The organism is Segatella sinensis, from assembly GCF_040095255.1.
Taxonomy (GTDB): domain Bacteria; phylum Bacteroidota; class Bacteroidia; order Bacteroidales; family Bacteroidaceae; genus Prevotella; species Prevotella sinensis.
On the sequence record NZ_JBBNGE010000029.1, the window covers coordinates 1 to 16917 of the forward strand.

Here is a 16917-nt window from a genome sequence, read left to right on the forward strand (position 1 = left end):
CTGAAAACTGCCAAAATCTAGGATTTCGTTAGGAATCTTTAAGTTTTTCATCAAAGACTGCTGCAATGTGGGTTAAATCGTTGTTTTTTGTTCTTTAGCGATTACAAAGATACAACTTTTTATTGAGAAACAGTTATTTTTACCCCATTATTTTGGGGTGGGAAACTTTAGTTACATTATATAATATATAGAATCTTATATATAAATAAAAGGTCTCATGGTTTTTGAAATCATGAGACCTTTTTTTTGATGTTTGGCATAGAATTCTATTTGTTTCATTCCATGCTTGCATTGTTCTTTTTGCTTTTTTTATTTGATGATGCGGTAGTAATCCTCCTTGCGAGGCTTTACGGTATGAGGATGAGCAGATGCGTAACCTAAAGCCAGAGCTCCTACTCCCATCAAACCTTCAGGAAGATTCCAATCCTTCATCAACTTCTTGCCTTCTTCTGATGCGAACATACCGTCTTCACGGTTGATCCAGCAGGAAGAAAGACCGATGGAGTGGGCTGCAAGCATCATATTGCCCAAGATGAGGCTGCCGTCTTTTACTCCGTTCACATTACTTTCTGGAGCCAGGACGATGACGATGGTTGGCGCTCCGTAGTATGGATCACTCTCTACACCCATGATGTCTGCGTTCATCTTGCGAAGCTGTGCGCAAATCTCAGGATTCTGAACTGCTATGATGAATGGCTCCTGAGTGCCATGACCGGTAGCTGCCCAAGTGCCAGCTTCCAAAACAGTCTTCAATTCCTCGTCGGTAATCTGGTCAGCCTTGAAGCGACGAATGCTTCTTCTCTCCTTGATGGCTTTTAAAACTTCATTTTCCATATTATCTTGTTTTAAACATTGTATTTAGTATTCTTTTCTCTTTATTCGCTTCATTATGCAGGGCATCCGCTCTTTTTTATGCAGGGCATCCGCTCAAATCCTCTTCATCCATATACTGGCTGAGAACTCGTGCGATGCGAATCAAACCCTGCATCAGGGTCTTGCGAGGACAGGCGATGTTGAGGCGCAGGTAGCCTTGACCTGCCTTCCTGCCATACATCGTACCGCTGTTGACGAACACCTTGCCGTCATTCATCAGCTTTTCGTAAGCCTCGTCGCTTGATAACTCGAATGGCAGGATATCGAGCCAAATCAGATAAGTGCCCTCAAGCCGGGTAACGCGAACCTGCGGCAACTCAGAATTGAAGAATTCCTTTACTGCCTGATAGTTCTCGTAGAGATATTGGTTCAGGTCGTCGAGCCATTCCTCACCCTCGTTGTAGGCAGCCTGGAGAGCGATGACACCGAATGGATTGACATCGCAAACCTCGTTGATATTGATGGCGCGGTTGATGCGGCGGCGCAATGCTGCATCCGGACAGATGATGTTGGCAATCTGGAGTCCGGCAATATTGAACGACTTTGATGGAGAGTTCAATACCACGCAGTTGTCACGGCAAGCTTCGCTGATGCTGGCAAACGGAGTGTATTGATTGCCAGGCATGATGAGTTCGCAATGAATTTCATCTGCGATGACTTTTACCCCATGTTTGAGACAGATGTCGTTCATTCGCTCCAGTTCCTCTTTCTTCCATACTCTTCCGGCTGGGTTGTGAGGGTTGCAGAGAATGAAGGCGGTAGTCTTCTCGTCGGCGCACTTGCGCTCGAAATCCTCAAAATCTATCTCGTAGGTACAGTTACCCACACGCTTCAATTCATTTTCTTCCACTTCGCAGCCACTGTTCTTGATACAGGAGAAGAAGCAGTTATACACAGGAGTCTGCACCAAAACCTTTTCGCCTGGCATGCAGATAGCCTTCAGACAGCTGGAGATGGCTGGTACTACGCCCGATGTATAGAGAATCCAGTCTTTCTCGATGTTCCACTGGTGGCGGCGTGCGAACCAGCTGATGATAGCCTCGTAATAAGAATCAGGTACGAGGGTGTAGCCGAAGATGCCGTGAGCTACACGCTTCTGCAGAGCTTCGATGATGCAGGGAGCTGTCTGGAAATCCATGTCTGCTACCCACATCGGAATAACGCCGTCTTCCTTTACCAGATCCCATTTATAGGAATTGGTACCGCGACGTTCGATGATTTCATCAAAATTATATTTCATATTTGTTTTCTATCTATGTTATTTCTTCATTGCTCGTAAGATAAATCTCTTTTTCCTTTATCAAAATCTCCGTTCACAAGTGTTGAACGTATGTTCAACACTTGTGAACTTGCGTTCAGCGTCGTTGAACGGAGATTTCTCTTAATACTAAGAACAATTATCCCTAGGTGCAATGCCTTTTTTGTTTAAGGGAATACAGAATCGCAATGAATGCTTCTGCTATTTCGAATGGTCGATGATCTCACATGCTCCCTTTGGCGCCTTGGCAAACTCAGTGTAGGTTACGCTTCCCACTTCATCTGCCTCGATTCTTCCGGAAATAGGATTCTTGATATTGGTGATGCTTCCCTTGATGAGTGCATTGATGTTCATGCAATCCTCAAAGGCGCGGTCGCATTCCTTATCGAAGGTGCAGTCTTCGAGTGTGACATGGTCCATATAGCAGAGAGGCTGTTCACCGCTGATGTGGCAACGCACCAGCTTGATGTTCTTGCTGTGCCAGGCGAGATATTCGCCATTCAGTTCAGAATCATAAACCGTCACGTTCTCGCACTCCCAGAAACTGTCCTTGGTCGTAATCTTGGCATGGTGAATCTCCACATTCCTGCAGTATTGGAATACATACTTGGAATCGCTCTCCAGTCCATCTACATAGATGTTCTTGGAAAACATGAATGGATAGGTGCCGTCGTGGAGCTTTACGTTCTTCAGTTTCAGTCCATCTACCTTCCAGAAAGTCTCGTCTGCATCCGTGATGTTGACGTTCTCCAATTCCAGGTTCTTCATTTCGCGGAAGAACTTAGGACCATCGATGGTGCAGTCTTTCATCACCATATTATCACTATACCAGATGGCGGAACGGCTCTCTGGGGCGAAGTAGCAATCTGTGATGAGGGAGCCGTCCACATGCCACCAAGGATATTTGCCATAAAACTTGGAATGGTGGCATTCTATGTTCTTGCAGCACTTGATGCCCGACTCGCCATCTGTAATCGTGATGTCCTCCAGGCGTACGTCGTGAGCACCAAAGAGAGGGCGCTCGCCTCCGAATGATTTGTTCTTTATCTGTTCCATAATTTTCTATTATCCTTTCTTATTTGTTATTTCTGTTTGCAAAATTACAAAAATAATGCCAAAGTCGTATAACCTGATTTACTGAAAAGTGTAACTTTATGGCGTATTTGCGGATAAAGTTGCTGAAGGCAGGAAAAATGGAAATCAAAAAAGGCTGAATCATGAAGCATTTTCACGATTCAGCCCTTATCGAGTTAACTTCTAAAAATCCGAAGTGGAGAATTACAAGTTAGGGTTCATCTCTTTCCACTCAGCTACTGGAGGTACGATGCCAAGCTCTACGATCTCATCGCGCATCTTGCAAAGGTGCTCGTAAGACTTCTGGAGGCTAGCGAGCTCTTCCTCAGTACCTGTAGGCTCTGTGAAGTGAACACCAGTCTTGTCGATAGTAGTAGGCATAGCCATCATTACGTTCTTGAAACCGCACTTGTCGCAGTTTACATAGCAACCTGCTGGCAATGTGAACTTCTCACCACCCATAGCAGCCTCGATCATCTTAACTGCGTTGTAAGCTGGGCTCTGGAATGAAGAACGGCCACGGAGCTTGATGATGTTAGAACCACCCTGTACTGTGTGGTGCTTGATCTCCTCCCAACGCTCGTCAGAAAGACCCATCTCTGCCAATGGCTTGCCGTCAACCTTAACCTGAGAAGCAAATACTGCCATCTGCTCGCCGTGACCACCATAAGTGTGAGCGCCAGTAACCTTATCCTGCTGTACACCGAACTCGAGAGCCAAAGCCTGCTGCAAACGAGTAGAGTCGAGAGCTGCGAGTGAAGTCAACTGATTTGGCTTCAAACCAGAGTGGATAAGAGCTGTCAAAGCTGTAACGTCAGCTGGGTTGAAGATAACAACTACGTGCTCAACCTCTGGGCAGTACTTCTTGATATTATCACCGAACTCAGCAGCGATCTTGCAGTTACCCTTGAGAAGGTCCTCACGAGTCATACCCTCCTTACGAGGAGCACCACCAGAAGAGATGATGTACTTAGCGCCAGTGAAAGCTTCCTCTGGATTTACAGTATAAGTAACGTTAACACCAGGGAATGCGCACTGCTGAATCTCATCGAATACACCGTGAACACCTGGCTCGAAGATGTCGTAGAGACAAATATTAGGAGTAAGACCGAGCATCAAAGCGCTCTGAACCATGTTAGAACCAATCATACCGCCTGCACCGACGATAACGAGCTTGTCATTTGTTAAAAATTCCATAACTACAATTTTTTATATAAGTGTTTATAAATTTCTTGTTTGGGTAGGCGGCACCTGGTCGCACCCCTTGCTTTTTGGGATTGCTATCGGTTTAAAAGACCGTAAATCTCGCACTTTTAGCTTTCCGACCGCAAAATTAATAAAAAGTAATGTAAATCGTGCATTATTTTTCGCTTAAATTTGTGATTAATTCTTAAAATTAGTACCTTTGTAATCTCTAATTAGCAAAATGCCGTTATTTCCTCTGCTCTGGAGGCGGTAAATGGCATGAAAATCGAATATGTTATTATCAATACTTGGCAATTATGAATGAAATCAATCTAAGATTAGCTAGCTTGAGGGAAGTGATGAAGCGTGAGCATCTGGCTGCCTTTATCTTCCCTAGTACGGATGCTCATCAGAGTGAGTATGTGGCAGACCATTGGCTCGGCAGAGCTTGGATCTCCGGATTCAACGGATCGGCTGGAACCGCTGTAGTAACCATGAACTCTGCTGCATTGTGGACAGACTCTCGCTACTTCCTTGCGGCAGAAGAACAGTTGAGTGGAACAGAATTCCAGTTAATGAAGCTCAAGATTCCTGGAACTCCTACTATTGCAGAATGGCTGGGAAAGGAATTGGCAGATGTTGCATCTCCAGAGGTCGGACTGGATGGTATGGTCAACTCATACTCAATGACCTCGGCACTTATCTCTGATTTGCGTAAGGAGGGTGGTATTACCTTGCGCACTAATTTTGATCCATTGAAGGAGATATGGAAAAATCGTCCTGCGATTCCGGAAAATCCTGTGGAAATTCAGCCTATGGATTTTGCCGGTGAGACAGCCGTTTCTAAGATAGTTCGGGTCAGAAAGGCTTTGCGAGGTGTTCATGCTGATGGTATGCTGGTGTCTGCACTCGATGATATCGCCTGGACCTTGAACTTGCGTGGTACGGATGTGCATTGCAATCCGGTATTCGTTAGTTATCTCCTGATTGCATCTGATAAGGTGTCGCTTTTTGTAGATGAGGCTAAGCTTACAGGTGAGATTCGTGCTTACCTTCAGGAAGCTGGTATCTCTGTATATAATTATAATAAGGTGGAAGAGGGATTGAAGCAGTATGCAGAATATAATATTCTCCTGGATGGCAATGAAACCAGTTATCATCTTTGGAAAACCGTGAAATGTCAGGAGATCATTTCCCAGAACTCTCCAATCCCAGCTATGAAGGCTGTGAAGAGTGAAGCTGAAATTGCTGGCTATCGCCGAGCGATGGTACGTGATGGTGTGGCAATGGTCAAGTTCCTGAAATGGCTGCTCCCTGCTGTGGAAGCTGGAGGTGAGACCGAGATTTCCATCGATAAGAAGTTGACAGCATTGCGTGCTGAGCAGGATTTGTTCCGCGACATCTCGTTTGATACAATAGCAGGTTATCAGGAGCATGGAGCTATCGTGCATTACGAGGCATCTCCTGAGACCGATATGCCGCTCAAGCCGGAAGGACTTCTTCTGCTGGATTCCGGAGCCCAGTATCAGGATGCAACTACAGACCTCACCCGTACCATCGCTCTTGGTCCAGTAACAGACGAGATGAAGCATATCTACACCTTGGTCCTCAAGGGACACATCCAGCTGGAGTTGGCAAAATTCCCGGATGGAGCTTCTGGTACTCAGTTGGATGCGCTTGCCAGAGAATGCATGTGGAGAGAAGGCTTGAACTTCCTGCACGGTACCGGACATGGTGTAGGTTCTTATCTGAATGTGCATGAGGGTCCTCATCAGGTTCGTATGGAATATATGCCGGCACCTCTCCGTGCAGGAATGACGCTGACAGATGAGCCAGGACTCTATCTTGCTGGAAAGTTCGGCGTGAGAATCGAGAATACTGTACTGATTCAAGATTATAAGGAGACAGAATTCGGTAAGTTCCTGCAGATTGAATCCCTTACCCTCTGTCCGATCGACACCACTCCGATAGATGTAGAGATGCTCTTGCCGGAAGAGATTGCATGGCTCAATGATTATCATGCTGAAGTGTATGCAAGATTGGCTCCTCATCTCGATGAAGAAGAGAAAAAATGGCTGAAAAATGCCACAAAAGCCATAAAATAAAGGTTTTAGAGCAAAAAAATGCCTAAAATCTTGGTTTTCTGAAAAATAAGATGTAATTTTGCACCCGCAATTTGTGGCATTACGCCCATTTCGCTAGAAATAACATAAGTTTAACATAATAAATTAAAAAGCAAAAAAATGATTATTGTACCAGTTAAGGACGGTGAGAACATCGAGAGAGCTCTCAAGAAGTTTAAGAGAAAGTTTGAAAAGACAGGTGTTGTTAAGGAGTTGCGTGCTCGTCAGCAGTACGACAAGCCATCTGTTTTGAAGCGTCTCAAGATGGAACACGCCATCTACGTACAGCAGTTGCGCGCTAACGAGGAATAATATTGTCCTCGGCAGAGGATGAAAATGCTCTCTTATTGGAAGCAAAAATCCAAGAAGAGAGCATAAAAAGTAAAAAATCCTCAAAATATTTGGTGGTTTCGAAATATTTTCGTAATTTCGTTGCCGAATAACAAAAACTACAACTGTTATGTTGAATATAGACAAGTTCTTGGAATACTTATGTAGTGAGCTGAACAGGTCGCCGCGGACAGTAGAAAGCTATCGGGATGATCTGACATACTTCGAGAAGTTTGCTAATGGCTTGTCTGATTCGTTCTCTTGGGAGACCGTCGATTCTGACATGGTTCGGAATTGGATGGAAAGCATGATGGATAAGGGAAACTCAGCTGCAACGGTCGAACGTCGGCTCAGTGCTCTGAAAACCTTCTACCGGTTTGCTTTGACAAGACATTATGTTGAGTCTGATCCCGTATATAGCATCAAGGGGCCTAAAAAAGAGAAACCTCTTCCACAATTCGTTAAGGAAAGTGAGATGGATGAACTCCTGGATAGGCAGGTGTGGGGCGATGATTATAATAATGTACGTGCGCGTACCATAATTATAACGTTCTATGAAACCGGGATGCGACTGTCGGAACTCGTGAATCTAGATGACTGTGATGTCAGCTTCGTGAATTCGGAGATCAAGATAACGGGTAAGGGAAACAAACAGAGAATAGTGCCATTCGGTGACGAGCTTAAAAATACGCTCCGCGAATATCTTAAGTTGAGGGATGCAAGCGTTGAAGCTTCTTCTCCGGCATTCTTTCTTTCTGATAAAGGTGAAAGGATGCAGCCTGCAAAGGTCAGGGATATCGTGAGAACGAACCTCGCAAGGGTTTGCTCGTTGAAGAAAAAGAGTCCTCATGTGTTGAGGCATTCATTTGCTACGGCAATGCTGAATCATCACGTAGGAATTGAAAGTTTGAAAAAGCTGCTTGGACATGCGAATCTCTCGACAACCGAGATTTATACGCATACTACGTTCGAGCAATTAAAACGAGTTTATAATATTGCCCATCCTAGGGCGTAACCTTTTTAAAATTGGAGGTCACTATGGAAATTAAGATTCAGTCGATTCATTTCGACGCTACCGAGAAGTTACAGGCGTTTATCGAAAAGAAGGTCGCCAAGTTGGAGAAAACTTATGAAGATATACAGAAAGTAGAGGTGCAATTAAAGGTCATCAAGCCTGCTACCGCTCTTAATAAGGAAGTTCACCTTGAAGTTGCTGTCCCTGGAACGACATTGTTCGTTGAGAAGACATGTGATACTTTTGAGGAAGGAATTGACCAAGCAGTGGACTCAATGAAGGTTCAATTGACCAAATTTAAAGAAAAAACAAGAAATCGATAAAAAATATTCCGAAAAATTTGGTGGAATGAAAAAATAGTTGTATCTTTGCAGCCGTTTTCCGATAGGTCGAAAACTTAGTCGCATTACGGCTGTAAAGATTGCCTCTTTAGCTCAGTTGGCCAGAGCACGTGATTTGTAATCTCGGGGTCGTTGGTTCGAATCCGACAAGAGGCTCAGAAAAAGAAAGACTATGGGTAGTTACCAGAGTGGCCAAATGGGGCAGACTGTAAATCTGCTGGCTATGCCTTCGGTGGTTCGAATCCATCACTACCCACTTTCTTTGATAAGCGGAAATAGCTCAGTTGATAGAGCACTAGCCTTCCAAGCTGGGGGTCGCGGGTTTGAGCCCCGTTTTCCGCTCAATGTTGAAATGCTGTAATAGCTCAGTGGTAGAGCACTTCCTTGGTAAGGAAGAGGTCCTGAGTTCAACTCTCAGTTACAGCTCTACTTCAAGCGGAAGTGAGAAGTAGAAAATGTGGAGACAATATGTTAATTAATTGATTATTCATTTATATAAATAAAAAGAAAAAGCTATGGCTAAAGAAGAATTCGTGCGTACCAAACCGCATGTAAACATTGGTACAATTGGTCATGTTGACCATGGTAAGACTACTCTTACTGCAGCTATCTCTAAGGTATTGAATGAGAAGCTCGGTACATCTGAGGAAGTTAAGTCATTCGATCAGATTGATAATGCTCCTGAGGAGAAAGAGCGTGGTATCACTATCAACTCTGCTCACATCGAGTATGAGACAGTAAAGCGTCACTATGCACACGTTGACTGTCCTGGACACGCTGACTATGTAAAGAACATGGTTACTGGTGCTGCTCAGATGGATGGTGCTATCTTGGTTTGTGCTGCTACTGATGGTCCTATGCCACAGACACGTGAGCACGTACTTCTTGCACGTCAGGTAAACGTTCCTCGTTTGGTTGTTTTCTTGAACAAGTGTGATATGGTTGACGATGAGGAGATGCTTGAGCTCGTTGAAATGGAGCTTCATGAGATCCTCGAGCAGTACGGTTATGAGGAGGATACTCCAATCGTACGCGGTTCTGCTCTCGGCGCTTTGAACGGTGTAGAGAAGTGGGTTAAGTCTGTTGAGCACTTGATGGACGTAGTTGATGAGTGGATTCAGGAGCCTGAGCGTGAGGTTGACAAGCCATTCTTGATGCCTATCGAGGACGTATTCTCAATCACAGGTCGTGGTACTGTTGCTACAGGTCGTATCGAGACTGGTCGTTGCAAGGTAGGTGACGAGGTTCAGTTGCTCGGTCTTGGTGAGGATAAGAAGTCTGTCATCACTGGTGTTGAGATGTTCCGTAAGGTTCTCGCTGAGGGTGAGGCAGGTGATAACGTAGGTTTGCTTCTCCGTGGTATTGATAAGGCAGAGGTTAAGCGTGGTATGGTAGTTGTACACCCAGGTGCTATTACTCCTCACGATCACTTCAAGGCTTCTATCTATGTATTGAAGAAGGAAGAGGGTGGTCGTCATACTCCATTCGGAAACAAGTATCGTCCTCAGTTCTATCTCCGTACTATGGACTGTACAGGTGAAATCAAGCTTCCAGAGGGAGTTGAGATGGTAATGCCTGGTGATAACGTAGAGATTGAGGTAGAGTTGATCTACAAGGTTGCTTTGAACGAGGGTCTCCGTTTTGCTATCCGTGAGGGTGGTCGTACAGTAGGTTCTGGTCAGATTACATCAATTCTCGACGATATCAAGTAATTTAGAATTTTCTAGATTTACTATATATGACTTCCGCTTCTGCGGAGGCGGAAGTCAACTTACGGGTTTAGCTCAGTTGGTAGAGCACTGGTCTCCAAAACCAGGTGTCGAGGGTTCGAGCCCTTCAACCCGTGCTAAATAGAAGATAATATGAATAAGATAGTAAGTTATTGCAAGGCATGTTACGATGAACTTGCGCATAAGACTACTTGGCCATCACGTGCCGAACTAACTCATAGTGCAATGGTTGTATTATCTGCTTCCCTAGTCATTGCATTGGTAGTGTTCGCGATGGATTCTGTATTCAAAGCCTTTATGGGTGTAGTTTATCCAGGTTAATTTTTAGAGGAAATGGCAGACACAGGAAATAAATGGTATGTGCTGAAGGCCGTAAGCGGCAAGGAGGCTAAGGTGAAGGAATACATCGAAGCTGAGATGAAGCACAATAATTTACTTGCAGCAAATGTTTCTCAGGTGTTAATACCACTCGAGAAGCATGCATCTGTACGTAACGGTAAGAGAGTCGTTAAAGAAAAGGTTTCTCTTCCTGGTTATGTTTTTGTAGAAGCTAGACTGAAGGGCGATGTTGCGCATACTCTGCGTTTCATGCCTAATGTTTTAGGTTTCCTTGGTGGTTTGGATGAACCAACTCCTGTACCTCAGCGAGATATCAATCGTATGCTGGGTACTGTAGAAGAGACTGAGTTTGAGGAGAATCTCGATTGTCCTTACTTGGTTAATGATACTGTTAAGGTAATGGAAGGTCCATTTAGTGGCTTTAGCGGCGTTATTGAAGAGGTTAACTTGGAGAAGCGCAAGCTGAAAGTTACGGTTAAGATCTTTGGACGTAAAACTCCATTGGAATTAGGTTTTATGCAAGTAGAAAAGGAATAAGGCTCTGTTACGAGAACTTGAAGTCCTTTTATAAGTTTCAATTTTAAATATTAACAAAAAAATGGCTAAAGAAGTTGCTGGATTAATCAAATTACAGATTAAAGGTGGCGCTGCAAATCCTTCACCTCCAGTAGGACCTGCATTGGGTTCTAAAGGTATTAATATCATGGGATTCTGCAAGGAGTTCAACGCCCGTACCCAGGACAAGGCAGGTAAGGTATTGCCAGTTGTTATTACATATTACACTGACAAGTCGTTCGATTTCGTAATCAAGACTCCTCCTGCTGCAGTACAGTTGAAAGAGGCTGCTAAGATCAAGAGTGGTTCTGCTCAGCCTAATCGTCAGAAGGTTGCTTCTCTTACTTGGGATCAGGTAAAGGTAATCGCTGAGGATAAGATGAAGGACTTGAACTGCTTCACTGTAGAGTCAGCTATGAAGCTCATCGCTGGTACTGCAAGAAGTATGGGTATTACTGTAAAGGGAGACTTCCCTGGTAAATAATTTAAAACTTCAATTAGAAAAATGAGTAAACTGACAAAAAATCAAAAATCAGTAGCTGATAAGGTTGAAGCAGGGAAGATGTACACTTTGAAAGAGGCTGCAGAGTTGGTAAAGGAGATTACTACTACCAAGTTTGACGCATCTCTCGATGTCGATGTACGTTTAGGTGTTGACCCACGTAAGGCTAACCAGATGGTTCGTGGCGTTGTTTCATTGCCAAACGGTACCGGTAAGGTTACTCGTGTGCTCGCACTCTGTACTCCTGATCAGGAAGCTGCTGCTAAGGAAGCAGGCGCTGACTACGTAGGTCTCGACGAGTATGTTGAGAAGATTAAGGGTGGTTGGACAGATATTGATGTCATCATCACAATGCCATCTTGCATGGGTAAGATTGGTCCTTTGGGTCGTGTTCTCGGTCCTCGTGGATTGATGCCTAACCCTAAGAGTGGTACTGTAACTATGGATGTTGCTAAGGCAGTTAAGGAAGTTAAACAAGGTAAGATTGACTTCAAGGTTGATAAGGCTGGTATTATCCACACATCAATCGGTAAGGTCAGCATGACACCTGAGCAGATTTACGGAAATGCTAAGGAATTCATCAATACAGTTATCAAGTTGAAGCCTGCTGCTGCTAAAGGTACATATATTAAGAGTATCTTTATTTCAAGCACTATGAGTAAGGGTATCAAGATTGATCCTAAATCAGTTGAATAACTCTAAAAGTTTTGTAAAATGAAGAAAGAAGTTAAAGATACTATCATCACCGAACTTGGTCAGAAGATTCAGGAATTCCCTCACTTCTATCTTGTAGATGTTACAGGATTGGACGCTGAGAAGACTAGCAATCTCCGTCGCAAGTGCTTTAAGAGTGAGATTAAGATGGTTGTTGTTAAGAACACCTTGCTCCACAAGGCATTCGAGGCTTCAGACATCGATTTCTCTGAGCTTTATGGCAGCTTGAAGGGTACTACTGCAGTATTGTTCACAAATACAGCTAACGTACCAGCTAAGTTGTTGAAGGAATACGAGAAGGAAGGCGTTCCATCATTGAAGGCAGCATACGCTGAGGAAAGCTTCTATGTAGGCGCTGACAAGCTCGCTGAACTCGCATCTCTCAAGAGCAAGAACGAGGTTATCGCAGAGATTGTTGCTTTGCTGCAGTCTCCAGCAAAGAACGTTCTTTCTGCTCTTCAGTCAGGAGGCAACACTATTCATGGTGTGCTTAAGACTTTGGGTGAGCGTCCTGAGTAAATACAACATTTCATATATTAATAGTATAAACAAATAAAATTTTTAGAATAAAATGGCAGATATCAAAGCTATTGCAGAAGAGTTAGTAAATCTTACTGTTAAGGAAGTTAATGAGTTGGCAACAGTCCTCAAGGACGAGTATGGCATCGAGCCTGCTGCTGCAGCTGTAGCTGTAGCTGCTGGTCCTGCTGCTGGTGGTGCAGCTGCAGCTGAGGAGAAGTCTTCTTTCGACGTAGTCCTCGCTGAGGTTGGTGGCGCTAAGCTCCAGGTTGTTAAGGCTGTTAAGGAGGCTTGTGGTCTCGGTTTGAAAGAGGCTAAGGATCTCGTAGACGGTGCTCCTTCTACTATCAAGGAGGGTGTATCTAAGGACGAGGCTGAGAACCTTAAGAAGGCTATCGAAGAGGCTGGTGCTAAGGTAGAGCTCAAGTAATTAGATTAATTACATCTCTTACATAATGGTTAGGATTCTCCTATTAGGCGAGTCCTAACCTTTTTGTGTCTTTTATTATCATGTTAATAAAACCCCCATTTAATAACTTCTAATGGCTACAAAAATTGTTGATAACAGAGTAAATTTTGCCAGCGTGCATAATCCGTATCCATATCCGGATTTTCTCGATGTGCAGTTAAAGTCTTTTAAGGACTTCTTACAGTTGGATACTCCGCCTGAGGAACGCAAGAATGACGGTTTGTATAAGGTGTTCTCTGAGAACTTCCCTATCACCGATACTCGTAATAATTTCGTTCTTGAGTTCTTGGATTACTATATTGACCCTCCTCGCTACACCATTGATGAGTGCTTGGAGCGTGGTCTTACATATAGCGTACCTTTGAAGGCTAAGATGAAACTGTATTGTACTGATCCTGATCATGAGGACTTCGGTACTTTTATCCAGGATGTATTCTTGGGTACAATCCCTTACATGACTGATAATGGTACATTCGTCATCAACGGTGCTGAGCGCGTTGTTGTTTCTCAGTTGCACCGTTCACCTGGTGTGTTCTTCGGACAGGGTGTTCATGCCAATGGTACTGTGCTTTATTCTGCACGTATCATCCCATTCAAGGGTAGCTGGATTGAGTTTGCTACTGACATCAACAATGTGATGTATGCTTACATTGACCGTAAGAAGAAGTTGCCTGTTACTACCTTGCTCCGTGCCATCGGTTATGAGCAGGATAAGGATATTCTCCAGATCTTCGATCTCGCTGAAGAGGTGAAGGTGAACAAGAAGAATATGAAGGCTGCTATCGGTCGCAAGTTGGCTGCTCGTGTCTTGAAGAGCTGGAATGAGGACTTCGTAGATGAGGATACTGGTGAAGTTGTATCTATCGAGCGTAACGAGGTGATCATGGAGCGTGAGACAGAGCTTACTGCCGACAACATTGAGGAGATTGTAGAGAGTGGTGCTGCTTCTGTGCTTTTGCATAAGGATGTAGATGCTGCCAGCAAGTACACAATCATCTTCAATACTTTGGCCAAGGACCCAAGTAACTCTGAGAAGGAGGCTGTGAACTACATCTATCGCCAGTTGCGTAATGCAGATCCTGCTGATGATGCAAGTGCACGTGAAGTTTTCCAGAACTTGTTCTTCTCTGACAAGCGTTATGATTTGGGTGAGGTTGGTCGTTACCGAATTAATAAGAAATTAGGTCTCGATACCGATGTTGATGTCCGCGTTTTGACTAAGGATGACATCATCGAGATTATCAAATATTTGATTCAGCTCATCAACTCAAGTGCTACTGTCGATGATATCGACCACTTGTCTAACCGTCGTGTTCGTACCGTAGGCGAGCAGCTGGCTAACCAGTTCTCTATCGGTTTGGCACGTATGAGCCGCACTATCCGTGAGCGTATGAATGTACGCGACAATGAGGTGTTCACTCCAACAGATTTGATCAATGCCAAGACCATCTCTAGCGTTATCAACTCATTCTTTGGTACCAACCCATTGTCACAGTTCATGGACCAGACTAACCCATTGGCTGAGGTAACCCACAAGCGTCGTCTTTCTGCCCTTGGTCCTGGTGGTTTGTCTCGTGAGCGTGCTGGTTTCGAGGTTCGAGACGTACACTATACTCACTATGGTCGTCTTTGTCCTATTGAGAGTCCTGAAGGTCCAAACATCGGTTTGATTTCTTCACTCTGTATGTATGCAAAGATCAATGACCTCGGCTTTATCGTAACTCCTTACCGTAAGGTGAACGATAGCAAGGTTGATATGAACAACGATGATGTTGTTTACTTGACAGCTGAGGATGAGGAGGCTAAGATCATCGGTCAGGGTAATGCTCCTTTGACAGAAGATGGTGCATTTATCCGCGACGTAGTTAAGTGCCGTCAGGATGCTGATTATCCAGTTGTTCCACCTTCAGAGGTTGACTATGTGGATGTTTCTCCACAGCAGATTGCATCTGTTTCAGCAGGTTTGATTCCATTCTTGGAGCATGATGATGGTCACCGTGCATTGATGGGATGTAACATGATGCGCCAGGCAGTTCCATTGCTTCACAATGATGCACCTATCGTAGGTACTGGTCTTGAGAAGCAGGTGTGCGAGGATTCTCGTACCATGATTACTGCAGAGGGCGAGGGTGTTATCGAGTATGTAGATGCTACAACCATTCGTATCCTCTACGATCGTACAGAGGATGATGAGTTCGTAAGCTTCGAGCCTGCCTTGAAGGAGTACCGCATTCCTAAATTCCGTCGTACCAACCAGAATATGACCATCGACTTGCGTCCTATCTGTAACAAGGGTCAGCGCGTCAAGAAGGGTGATATCCTGACGGAGGGCTATGCTACCGAGAATGGTGAGTTGGCTTTGGGTCGTAACTTGCTCGTAGCTTACATTCCTTGGAAGGGTTACAACTATGAGGATGCAGTCGTTATCTCAGAGCGTATGGTTCGCGATGATATTTTGACATCTGTTCACATAGATGAGTATTCACTCGATGTACGTGAGACCAAGCGTGGTGTTGAGGAGTTCACTTCTGATATTCCTAATGTCAGCGAGGAAGCTACCAAGGATCTTGATGATAACGGTATTGTTCGCGTTGGTGCTCGTATCGAGCCAGGCGATATCATGATTGGTAAGATTTCTCCTAAGGGTGAGAGCGATCCTTCTCCAGAAGAGAAGTTGCTCCGTGCCATCTTCGGTGATAAGGCTGGTGATGTGAAGGATTCTTCATTGAAGGCTAACCCATCATTGAGTGGTGTTGTTATCGACAAGAAGTTGTTCTCTCGTGCCGTAAAGACTCGTGAGTCTAAGAAACAGGATAAGATTATCCTTGCCAAGATTGATGAGGAGTACGAGGCAAAGGGCGATGACTTGAAGGATATTTTGGTTGATAAGTTGCTCACCTTGACTGAAGGCAAGACTTCTCAGGGCGTGAAGGATTACTCTGGTGCTGAGATCATCACCAAGGGTAGCAAGTTCACAACAACAGCTTTGAAGAACCTGGAGTATGATGGCGTACAGTCTAATGGTTGGACAGAGGATGATCATACCAATACTTTGATTCAGCGCCTGATCATGAACTATATCCGCAAGTATAAGCAGCTCGATGCAGAGTTGAAGCGTCGCAAGTTTGCTATCACTATCGGTGATGAACTTCCATCAGGAATTCTCCAGATGGCTAAGGTTTATATCGCTAAGAAGCGTAAGATCCAGGTTGGTGATAAACTTGCTGGTCGTCATGGTAACAAGGGTATCGTTTCTAAGGTAGTACGTCTTGAGGATATGCCATTCATGGCAGACGGTCGTCCTGTAGATATGGTATTGAACCCATTGGGTGTGCCTTCTCGAATGAACCTCGGTCAGATCTTCGAGTGTATCCTGGGTGCTGCAGGTAAGAAGTTGGGTGTTAAGTTTGCTACTCCTATCTTCGATGGTGCTCATCTTGAGGACCTCTCTGTATGGACAGACAAGGCAGGTCTTCCACGTTTCTGCTCTACTTACCTCTATGATGGTGAGACTGGTGAGCAGTTCGACCAGCCAGCTACCGTCGGTATGACTTACTTCTTGAAGTTGGGTCACATGGTAGAGGATAAGATGCACGCACGTTCTATCGGTCCTTACTCTCTGATTACTCAGCAGCCACTTGGTGGTAAGGCACAGTTTGGTGGTCAGCGATTCGGAGAGATGGAGGTTTGGGCCATCGAGGCATTCGGTGCTAGCCACGTATTGCAGGAGATTCTGACCATCAAGTCAGATGATGTTATAGGACGTAGCAAGGCATACGAGGCAATCGTGAAGGGTGATCCAATGCCTACACCAGGTATTCCTGAGTCACTCAACGTATTGCTCCACGAGCTTCGCGGCCTTGGCTTGAGCATCAAACTTGATTAATTTT

The 16917-nt window shown here is 44.6% G+C and carries 16 protein-coding genes and 5 tRNA genes; 17 read left to right on the top strand and 4 right to left on the bottom strand.

Translation table 11 applies throughout. The annotated features are described in order from the left end of the window. Positions 1 to 309: 309 nt before the first annotated feature. From AAAT87_RS09190 to AAAT87_RS09205, 4 genes are all read right to left on the bottom strand, one after another. On the bottom strand, positions 310 to 834 hold the full coding sequence (locus AAAT87_RS09190) for a nitroreductase family protein (protein ID WP_089543947.1): 525 nt from the start codon (positions 832 to 834) through the stop codon (positions 310 to 312). A 76-nt stretch (positions 835 to 910) separates the two neighbouring features. Continuing rightward, positions 911 to 2113, bottom strand: coding sequence for a MalY/PatB family protein (locus AAAT87_RS09195; protein WP_295023656.1), 1203 nt, complete (start codon positions 2111 to 2113; stop codon positions 911 to 913). Positions 2114 to 2332: 219 nt separating this feature from the next. Then, entirely contained in the window at positions 2333 to 3187 is an 855-nt protein-coding gene (locus tag AAAT87_RS09200) for a DUF3737 family protein (RefSeq protein WP_296972717.1), read from the bottom strand. Positions 3188 to 3409: 222 nt separating this feature from the next. Then, a complete protein-coding gene (locus AAAT87_RS09205; protein WP_270531200.1) occupies positions 3410 to 4402 on the bottom strand; it encodes a malate dehydrogenase in 993 nt (330 codons plus the stop codon). A 305-nt stretch (positions 4403 to 4707) separates the two neighbouring features. Here AAAT87_RS09205 and AAAT87_RS09210 point away from each other — a divergent pair, with 305 nt between their 5' ends. The 17 genes from AAAT87_RS09210 (at position 4708) to rpoB (ending at position 16913) form a co-directional block, all read left to right on the top strand. Continuing rightward, positions 4708 to 6495 (top strand): aminopeptidase P family protein, encoded by a 1788-nt coding sequence (locus tag AAAT87_RS09210; RefSeq protein ID WP_349226244.1) that lies wholly within the window; start codon positions 4708 to 4710, stop codon positions 6493 to 6495. Positions 6496 to 6633: 138 nt separating this feature from the next. Then, entirely contained in the window at positions 6634 to 6825 is a 192-nt protein-coding gene (gene rpsU, locus AAAT87_RS09215; protein ID WP_006848852.1) for a 30S ribosomal protein S21, read from the top strand. Between the two features lie 148 nt (positions 6826 to 6973). After that, on the top strand, positions 6974 to 7858 hold the full coding sequence (locus AAAT87_RS09220; RefSeq protein WP_194255109.1) for a tyrosine recombinase XerC: 885 nt from the start codon (positions 6974 to 6976) through the stop codon (positions 7856 to 7858). Positions 7859 to 7881: 23 nt separating this feature from the next. Further along, positions 7882 to 8181: a ribosome hibernation-promoting factor, HPF/YfiA family gene (gene hpf / locus AAAT87_RS09225; protein WP_153092368.1), complete on the top strand. Its 300-nt coding sequence runs from the start codon at positions 7882 to 7884 to the stop codon at positions 8179 to 8181. A 100-nt stretch (positions 8182 to 8281) separates the two neighbouring features. Further along, positions 8282 to 8355 (top strand) — tRNA-Thr (locus AAAT87_RS09230). A gap of 18 nt (positions 8356 to 8373) precedes the next feature. After that, a tRNA-Tyr gene (locus tag AAAT87_RS09235) sits at positions 8374 to 8455 on the top strand. Positions 8456 to 8468: 13 nt separating this feature from the next. Beyond that, positions 8469 to 8541: transfer RNA gene (locus tag AAAT87_RS09240), tRNA-Gly, on the top strand. Between the two features lie 12 nt (positions 8542 to 8553). Continuing rightward, a tRNA-Thr gene (locus tag AAAT87_RS09245) sits at positions 8554 to 8625 on the top strand. An 89-nt stretch (positions 8626 to 8714) separates the two neighbouring features. Then, the gene (gene tuf / locus AAAT87_RS09250; RefSeq protein WP_295024920.1) at positions 8715 to 9911 is read left to right on the top strand and encodes an elongation factor Tu; all 1197 of its coding nucleotides are present in this window, start codon (positions 8715 to 8717) and stop codon (positions 9909 to 9911) included. A 61-nt stretch (positions 9912 to 9972) separates the two neighbouring features. Then, positions 9973 to 10045, top strand: a tRNA-Trp gene (locus AAAT87_RS09255). Between the two features lie 16 nt (positions 10046 to 10061). After that, positions 10062 to 10250, top strand: a complete 189-nt coding sequence (gene secE / locus AAAT87_RS09260; RefSeq protein ID WP_089543940.1) for a preprotein translocase subunit SecE — start codon at positions 10062 to 10064, stop codon at positions 10248 to 10250. A gap of 12 nt (positions 10251 to 10262) precedes the next feature. After that, entirely contained in the window at positions 10263 to 10805 is a 543-nt protein-coding gene (gene nusG / locus AAAT87_RS09265; RefSeq protein WP_349226245.1) for a transcription termination/antitermination protein NusG, read from the top strand. Positions 10806 to 10866: 61 nt separating this feature from the next. Beyond that, the gene (rplK, locus tag AAAT87_RS09270) at positions 10867 to 11307 is read left to right on the top strand and encodes a 50S ribosomal protein L11 (RefSeq protein WP_089543938.1); all 441 of its coding nucleotides are present in this window, start codon (positions 10867 to 10869) and stop codon (positions 11305 to 11307) included. 21 nt (positions 11308 to 11328) lie between these two features. Further along, a complete protein-coding gene (gene rplA, locus AAAT87_RS09275; protein WP_089543937.1) occupies positions 11329 to 12021 on the top strand; it encodes a 50S ribosomal protein L1 in 693 nt (230 codons plus the stop codon). A gap of 18 nt (positions 12022 to 12039) precedes the next feature. Then, complete coding sequence (gene rplJ, locus AAAT87_RS09280; RefSeq protein ID WP_218419393.1) at positions 12040 to 12558, top strand: 50S ribosomal protein L10; 519 nt, start codon at positions 12040 to 12042, stop codon at positions 12556 to 12558. Between the two features lie 52 nt (positions 12559 to 12610). Next, positions 12611 to 12988, top strand: coding sequence for a 50S ribosomal protein L7/L12 (gene rplL, locus AAAT87_RS09285; RefSeq protein ID WP_089543935.1), 378 nt, complete (start codon positions 12611 to 12613; stop codon positions 12986 to 12988). 112 nt (positions 12989 to 13100) lie between these two features. Next, positions 13101 to 16913 (top strand): DNA-directed RNA polymerase subunit beta, encoded by a 3813-nt coding sequence (gene rpoB, locus AAAT87_RS09290; protein ID WP_295024919.1) that lies wholly within the window; start codon positions 13101 to 13103, stop codon positions 16911 to 16913. Positions 16914 to 16917 lie beyond the last annotated feature (4 nt).

Bases quoted from the DNA above. Each gene is read 5' to 3' on its own strand.
- AAAT87_RS09190 (WP_089543947.1), bottom strand. From the start codon at position 834: ATGGAAAATGAAGTTTTAAAAGCCATCAAGGAGAGAAGAAGCATTCGT.
- AAAT87_RS09195 (WP_295023656.1), bottom strand. From the start codon at position 2,113: ATGAAATATAATTTTGATGAAATCATCGAACGTCGCGGTACCAATTCC.
- AAAT87_RS09200 (WP_296972717.1), bottom strand. From the start codon at position 3,187: ATGGAACAGATAAAGAACAAATCATTCGGAGGCGAGCGCCCTCTCTTT.
- AAAT87_RS09205 (WP_270531200.1), bottom strand. From the start codon at position 4,402: ATGGAATTTTTAACAAATGACAAGCTCGTTATCGTCGGTGCAGGCGGT.
- AAAT87_RS09210 (WP_349226244.1), top strand. From the start codon at position 4,708: ATGAATGAAATCAATCTAAGATTAGCTAGCTTGAGGGAAGTGATGAAG.
- rpsU (WP_006848852.1), top strand. From the start codon at position 6,634: ATGATTATTGTACCAGTTAAGGACGGTGAGAACATCGAGAGAGCTCTC.
- AAAT87_RS09220 (WP_194255109.1), top strand. From the start codon at position 6,974: ATGTTGAATATAGACAAGTTCTTGGAATACTTATGTAGTGAGCTGAAC.
- hpf (WP_153092368.1), top strand. From the start codon at position 7,882: ATGGAAATTAAGATTCAGTCGATTCATTTCGACGCTACCGAGAAGTTA.
- tuf (WP_295024920.1), top strand. From the start codon at position 8,715: ATGGCTAAAGAAGAATTCGTGCGTACCAAACCGCATGTAAACATTGGT.
- secE (WP_089543940.1), top strand. From the start codon at position 10,062: ATGAATAAGATAGTAAGTTATTGCAAGGCATGTTACGATGAACTTGCG.
- nusG (WP_349226245.1), top strand. From the start codon at position 10,263: ATGGCAGACACAGGAAATAAATGGTATGTGCTGAAGGCCGTAAGCGGC.
- rplK (WP_089543938.1), top strand. From the start codon at position 10,867: ATGGCTAAAGAAGTTGCTGGATTAATCAAATTACAGATTAAAGGTGGC.
- rplA (WP_089543937.1), top strand. From the start codon at position 11,329: ATGAGTAAACTGACAAAAAATCAAAAATCAGTAGCTGATAAGGTTGAA.
- rplJ (WP_218419393.1), top strand. From the start codon at position 12,040: ATGAAGAAAGAAGTTAAAGATACTATCATCACCGAACTTGGTCAGAAG.
- rplL (WP_089543935.1), top strand. From the start codon at position 12,611: ATGGCAGATATCAAAGCTATTGCAGAAGAGTTAGTAAATCTTACTGTT.
- rpoB (WP_295024919.1), top strand. From the start codon at position 13,101: ATGGCTACAAAAATTGTTGATAACAGAGTAAATTTTGCCAGCGTGCAT.